Below are 5,867 nucleotides of genomic sequence, written 5' to 3' on the forward strand. Positions count from 1 at the left end.
CCGAATTTGCTTGGCGACCATAGCGTTATGGACCCACCTGATCCCATGCCGAACTCAGTAGTGAAACGTAATAGCGCCGATGGTAGTGTGGGGTCTCCCCATGTGAGAGTAGGACATCGCCAGGCTTTAAATTTTAAAAGGCCATCCGAAAGGATGGCCTTTTTTCGTTTTAATACTTTTAAAGTAAGTTTCATCTATAAACTAGACCTACAGACCTACAGACCTACAGACCTACAGACCTACAGACCTACAGACCTACAGACCTACAGACCTACAGACCTACAGACCTACAGACCTACAGACCTACAGACCTACAGACCTACAACAGAATAGTATTTAATAAAGAGATGTATCACTGCAGTAGAGAGTTACTGCAGTGATAAAGGGTTTGAATTATAGAATTTGATTCAGGATGTGATCCGCTTTAACACGACGAATACGTGTAATGAGCTTTTTAACTTGAGCTGGATAGTTATCAATTTTTTCAATTTGCTTATAACTACCAATAAGCTGGGTATGTTCGAGAATACAATCTAATTCTTGTTGTTGCTGCTCGGCGAGTAGTTGATTTTTGTCATGAATTAAAATCGCATTTTCAAGATCAAGTTTCCAAGCTCGTGGATTGAGGTTATTACCCGTTACTAACATATAACGACGATCTACCCAAAGCCCCTTCAAGTGAAAGCTATTGTTATCGTGTTTCCATAAATGGATCGCTAATTGGCGATGTGCAATAGCGGCTTCATTATGTTTAGCAAAATTACGTAAATTGACTTCATATAAATAAGGTAACCCAGCAATAGTCTTAAAAGGCTCTGATGGTGGAATATAAAAGTCATTTGCTGTTTTATCACCAACAACGATTGTGACCTTTACACCGCGCTTAAGGGCTTTCTTTACTTCGCGACTTACCATTCTCGGAAAGTTAAAGTAGGGAGTACAAATAGTCAGCTCAGATTGTGCACTAGCGATGAGCGTACAAATATCCTGATTAAGTTTGTTCTTACGTTTCCCTAAACCTATCAGAGGTGTTAATCCTACCTCGTCATCTTTAATCTCATCCGGCTCAAAATGGTAGATAGCTTGTTGTAGTTCGGAGCGTAGATCTCGAATTGCCGTCTTCAATGACTTTGTATCGGGTCTTTCTGGTTGTGCTAGGCAGTTAACAGCATTACTCGAAACAAGTATGTCAATAATGAACTGCGCCATGCTGTTAGCGAGCTTTTCATTTTTAATGACGTGGTAGCGATCGTAACGATAACGGTCATGTTGAGCGAGATACACATCATTTAAGCTTGCACCGCTATAAATAACATTATCATCAATAACAAAGCCTTTCAGGTGTAGGACACCGAACACTTCTCGATTACGAACGGGAACGCCAAGCACATCGATCTTGTGAGTATATTTTTCTGCGTACTCACGATATAGCGCGGCATTGCCATCGGACTGACTGGCGCCAATTAAGCCTCGTTGAGCTCTATGCCAATCAACTAATACCTTTATATCAAGTTCGGGGTTGAGTTGCTTAGCTTCATACAGAGCGGTAAGCACACCTCTTCCTGCTTCATCATCTTGGAGATATAAGGCAACTAAGTAAATGCGTTCTTTAGCTGATTTTATTTCTTGATATAGACGCTCTCTAAACGAATTTGCATCAAAAAGAGTCTCTAAATTCTCGGGCTTGTGCGCAATACATGGCAGTTGTTCGATGAGCTGCCTGTTAGCAATAGCTGAATCCATTATCGCCTCGTTTACACGATCTATAAGTAGATGAATTTTGATTAAGGGATCAATTATACCAGAAAAAAAGCGAAGTCAATGTATCTAGTGTTTAGATATGTTTTTGCTCATGCTTTCTGAGGTAAGTGTATCAATAAATAACATTGGAATTAGATTCTTACCGCTATTGGCATAGCGTTGAAAACGTTGCTTGATATTATTGGGAAGGTTTTCGCTATTAATAGTTTGAAACCCTGAGTTTTGATAGAAAACTTCTAACTCTTGAAATGCAAAGCAATAGCATGCTTGTTGGTTCATTTGATTACGGCATGCTTCAATAAGCTTATACGCAATACCTTGTAAACGGTACTCTGGGATGACAAGCATTCCTGTCAGTAGTTGTATATCATCAATAGTTTTAAATCGTACGGATGCAATAATACTGTTGTTTGATTCTGCAACCCAGATTGTTTCATCTCTCTTTGCTTTTCCTGATGGATAGAATGACTTGTATATTTTATTAACTAAAGGCAAACGGATAGGATCAAGTTGACGATAAATAATTTGAGACATGGGAAAACACTGCGTTGTTGAATGGGATCAGGTAAAATAGTTTCAATTCGTATCGAAAAGTATAAAGATTTGGTTGTGAATTAACATGAAAGTTTTACATGAAAATGGGTTAGCGCCTTATCACACCTTTGGGATTGATGTATCGGCGAAGTACATACTTGAAGCATCAAGTGTTGAAGATCTCCTTGCTATTTGGCAGGACGAGACATACCAGGAAGTCCCTAAGTTAGTTGTTGGTCAAGGAAGTAACTTACTTTTTTGTGAAGATTACCAAGGCGCTATCATTTTAAACCGAATTAAAGGTATTAATGTAGTCGATAGTACTGAGTATGTTGATTTACATGTAGGTGGCGGTGAAGACTGGCATGGTTTGGTGTCTTGGGCTGTCGATAATGGTTTTAATGGACTAGAGAATCTAGCACTCATTCCTGGTTGTGTGGGGTCGTCCCCGATACAAAATATTGGTGCTTATGGCGTAGAGTTAAAAGATGTCTGCCAGTATGTTGATGTATTAAATGTACAAACAGGTGAAGTGAAGCGTTTGATGGCTGATGAGTGCCACTTCTCATATCGAGATTCAATTTTTAAGCGAGAGTTAAAAGATAACCACATAATTATTGCGGTAGGTTTTCGCTTAACTAAAGCTTGGTCTCCGAAAATAGCCTATGGCCCATTAGCAAAATTCTCGCTCGATACTGTTACAGCCAAAGAGATTTTTGATGAAGTGTGCGCCATTCGCCGTGAAAAACTGCCTGATCCGCAGGTTATGGGGAATGCAGGTAGTTTTTTCAAAAACCCAATTATTTCGTTAGACGTACGGGACTTTCTTTTGTCTGAGTACCCTAACATGCCAAGTTACCCAGTGGACGAAGCTCATTGTAAGTTAGCTGCGGGTTGGTTGATTGATCAATGTGGTTTGAAAGGTTACCAAATTGGTGGTGCTAAAATTCACCAGCAACAAGCACTCGTATTAACGAATGTTGGTAATGCAACTGCACGTGATGTACTTCAGCTAGCACAGTATGTTGTCGATACGGTAATGACTAAATTTGGTGTCTCTCTTGAGCATGAGGTGCGCTTTATGGCACATAATGCTGAAACTAATCTCAACGAGATGCTGCGATGAAAGATCATACCGTACGACTAGCTTTGATTCAGTTACTCTCTGATGGTGAATTTCATTCAGGTGAAGTATTGGGACAAACGCTGGGTATGACTCGTGCTGCAATCGCGAAACAAATTCAAGTCATTCAACAGTGGGGGCTTGATATTTTTAGGGTGCAAGGCAAAGGTTATTGTCTTGCATCGGCGATTGATTTACTTGATAAGCAGCAGATTTTAGCGAAAGTTAAGTGCCCCCATCTTGATTTAATTCCTGTCATCGACTCAACTAATCAATACCTTCTAGATAGAGTAGGGCAACTGCCTAGTGGTAGTGTATGTTTGGCTGAATATCAAGAAGCAGGCCGTGGACGACGAGGTCGACAATGGGTTTCACCTTTCGGTAGTAACCTGTACCTTTCCATTTACTGGCGTTTAGAAGCTGGTATGGCTGCGGCAATGGGGCTGAGTTTAGTTGTCGGCGTCGCGATTGCTGAAACGCTCCAAAAACTGGGTGCGGATGATGTTCGAGTTAAATGGCCTAACGATATTTATTATCAGGATAAAAAGCTAGCTGGTATTCTTGTTGAAATGACTGGTCAAGCAGGGGATGCTGCACACTTAGTGATTGGAATGGGGCTAAATATTAATATGCCACTAACAGAGCAAAGTGAGATCACGCAAGCGTGGACAACACTGTCGCAAGCTTGTGATAGCTTACCGTCTCGAAATATCTTAGCGGCGACATTGATCTCACATCTTAATCAAACACTCTGTGATTACGAACATCAAGGTTTAGTTGGCTTTGTTGAACGTTGGAATAAAATAGATAACTTTTTAAACCGCCCTGTGAAATTATTAATCGGTGAGCGAACCATCGAAGGTATTGCTCGCGGGATTGATGCTCAAGGGGCTTTACTACTGGAAACCGACACTGGTATTACACCGTATATCGGCGGTGAAATCAGCCTTAGAGGTTGCTGATGCAATTATTAATTGAAGCAGGCAATACTTACGTCAAAGTTGCCTTACTAACCCAAAATGAACACATTGAACAAATTGGTAAATACCCAAGTAAAAAATTAGAGCTTGTTTTACAACCTTTACTGGAAGGTAATGTTGAGCGCATTGTTTTTGCGAGTGTCGGACCAGTTGAGGTTGATAATACGATTCAGCGTATAGCACAAATGGCGAATATTCCTGTTACTCAGGTAAAAACTGCACGTGAAGACTTCGGTGTTGTTAACGCATATTCTGAATATCAATACCTTGGTGTTGACCGCTGGCTAACACTGGTTGCTATTCGTCAAAGTTTTAAGCAACCTACAGTGATTGTTGATATAGGCACGGCATTAACGTTTGATGTTATGGACAGTGATGGAAAACATCTTGGTGGTTGGATCATGCCTGGTTATCAGTTAATGATGAAATCAGTACTAGAGAATACGACCAAGGTGTTTTCAGATAGTGAGCATAGTGAATCATTAACACTGGCAAACAATACCGCAGATGGCTTAAAGAATGGCTGCCGTGCTGCGTTGGTTGGATTAATTGAGTTTGGCCTAAAACAAGCATCTGCAGAACTAAATGAAGCGCCCGCGGTAATTCTATGTGGTGGCGGTGTTCGTCATTTGCCAAAATCGTGGTGTAAACCTTTTTATCATCGCTCGGAGTTGGTACTTGAAGGGCTAGGGTTGTATGCAAAGCGCGGTTAATGCCGAAAATTACGTCAATTAAATAAAAAACAATAAAAAAAACACGTTAGGGTATTGCAACAAAAATAATCATTATCTAGAATGCGCACCACTAACGCCGACTTAGCTCAGTAGGTAGAGCAACTGACTTGTAATCAGTAGGTCACCAGATCGACTCCGGTAGTCGGCACCAGTTTAAAAATTTCGGTGGGGTTCCCGAGTGGCCAAAGGGAGCAGATTGTAAATCTGCCGGCACTGCCTTCGAAGGTTCGAATCCTTCCCCCACCACCATTTTCAAATGGTTGAATAGCTCTACGAGATACAAGTTTTGCGGGCATCGTATAATGGCTATTACCTCAGCCTTCCAAGCTGATGATGCGGGTTCGATTCCCGCTGCCCGCTCCACATTTCTTGTGTGCTGATATAGCTCAGTCGGTAGAGCGCACCCTTGGTAAGGGTGAGGTCGGCAGTTCAAATCTGCCTATCAGCACCACTCTCAAGCCCTAATTCATCCATTTGTTATATACTCAACAAACCCATGTTTGGTTGTGTGGTCGTAATGCCACCTAATACCGTGCCCAGAGGGACTATCCATGTCTAAAGAAAAATTTGAACGCGTAAAACCGCACGTAAACGTTGGTACTATCGGCCACGTTGACCACGGTAAAACAACTCTAACTGCTGCTATCTGTACTACACTTTCAAAAGTGTACGGTGGTGCTGCTCGTGACTTCGCATCAATCGATAACGCTCCAGAAGAGCGTGAGCGCGGTATCA

General features: G+C 41.5%; 6 protein-coding genes, 4 tRNA genes and 1 rRNA gene. 9 read left to right on the forward strand and 2 right to left on the reverse strand.

Going from position 1 to position 5,867, the window contains the following annotated elements:
- Positions 1-9 precede the first annotated feature (9 nt).
- Positions 10-125 (forward strand): 5S ribosomal RNA (gene rrf / locus C9J41_RS21405).
- 268 nt (positions 126-393) lie between these two features.
- Here the strand turns inward: rrf and pssA are convergent.
- Together pssA and C9J41_RS21415 are read right to left on the reverse strand one after the other, a co-directional pair.
- Positions 394-1,743: a CDP-diacylglycerol--serine O-phosphatidyltransferase gene (pssA, locus tag C9J41_RS21410; RefSeq protein ID WP_107247958.1), complete on the reverse strand. Its 1,350-nt coding sequence runs from the start codon at positions 1,741-1,743 to the stop codon at positions 394-396.
- 84 nt (positions 1,744-1,827) lie between these two features.
- On the reverse strand, positions 1,828-2,295 hold the full coding sequence (locus tag C9J41_RS21415) for a GNAT family N-acetyltransferase (protein WP_105061419.1): 468 nt from the start codon (positions 2,293-2,295) through the stop codon (positions 1,828-1,830).
- A gap of 85 nt (positions 2,296-2,380) precedes the next feature.
- Between C9J41_RS21415 and murB the strand changes: the two genes are divergently transcribed.
- The 8 genes from murB to C9J41_RS21455 all read left to right on the forward strand — a co-directional run.
- Complete coding sequence (gene murB, locus C9J41_RS21420; RefSeq protein ID WP_107262300.1) at positions 2,381-3,421, forward strand: UDP-N-acetylmuramate dehydrogenase; 1,041 nt, start codon at positions 2,381-2,383, stop codon at positions 3,419-3,421.
- Positions 3,418-4,380, forward strand: coding sequence for a bifunctional biotin--[acetyl-CoA-carboxylase] ligase/biotin operon repressor BirA (gene birA, locus C9J41_RS21425; protein WP_107295008.1), 963 nt, complete (start codon positions 3,418-3,420; stop codon positions 4,378-4,380). The genes murB and birA overlap by 4 nt, the downstream gene beginning before the upstream one ends.
- Complete coding sequence (locus tag C9J41_RS21430; RefSeq protein WP_005363560.1) at positions 4,380-5,111, forward strand: type III pantothenate kinase; 732 nt, start codon at positions 4,380-4,382, stop codon at positions 5,109-5,111. Before birA ends, C9J41_RS21430 begins: the two co-directional genes overlap by 1 nt.
- A gap of 96 nt (positions 5,112-5,207) precedes the next feature.
- Positions 5,208-5,283 (forward strand) — tRNA-Thr (locus C9J41_RS21435).
- Positions 5,284-5,296: 13 nt separating this feature from the next.
- A tRNA-Tyr gene (locus C9J41_RS21440) sits at positions 5,297-5,381 on the forward strand.
- 39 nt (positions 5,382-5,420) lie between these two features.
- Positions 5,421-5,495 (forward strand) — tRNA-Gly (locus C9J41_RS21445).
- A gap of 12 nt (positions 5,496-5,507) precedes the next feature.
- A tRNA-Thr gene (locus C9J41_RS21450) sits at positions 5,508-5,583 on the forward strand.
- A gap of 100 nt (positions 5,584-5,683) precedes the next feature.
- Positions 5,684-5,867, forward strand: a 184-nt coding sequence (locus C9J41_RS21455) for a GTP-binding protein (RefSeq protein WP_233217677.1), incomplete at its 3' end; no start/stop codon positions are given.

It is taken from the genome of Photobacterium sp. GB-50 (assembly GCF_003026755.1).
GTDB lineage: Bacteria > Pseudomonadota > Gammaproteobacteria > Enterobacterales > Vibrionaceae > Photobacterium.

Excerpts from the sequence above, each read along its gene's own strand:
- pssA (WP_107247958.1), bottom strand. The coding sequence starts at position 1,743 with ATGGATTCAGCTATTGCTAACAGGCAGCTCATCGAACAACTGCCATGT.
- C9J41_RS21415 (WP_105061419.1), bottom strand. The coding sequence starts at position 2,295 with ATGTCTCAAATTATTTATCGTCAACTTGATCCTATCCGTTTGCCTTTA.
- murB (WP_107262300.1), top strand. The coding sequence starts at position 2,381 with ATGAAAGTTTTACATGAAAATGGGTTAGCGCCTTATCACACCTTTGGG.
- birA (WP_107295008.1), top strand. The coding sequence starts at position 3,418 with ATGAAAGATCATACCGTACGACTAGCTTTGATTCAGTTACTCTCTGAT.
- C9J41_RS21430 (WP_005363560.1), top strand. The coding sequence starts at position 4,380 with ATGCAATTATTAATTGAAGCAGGCAATACTTACGTCAAAGTTGCCTTA.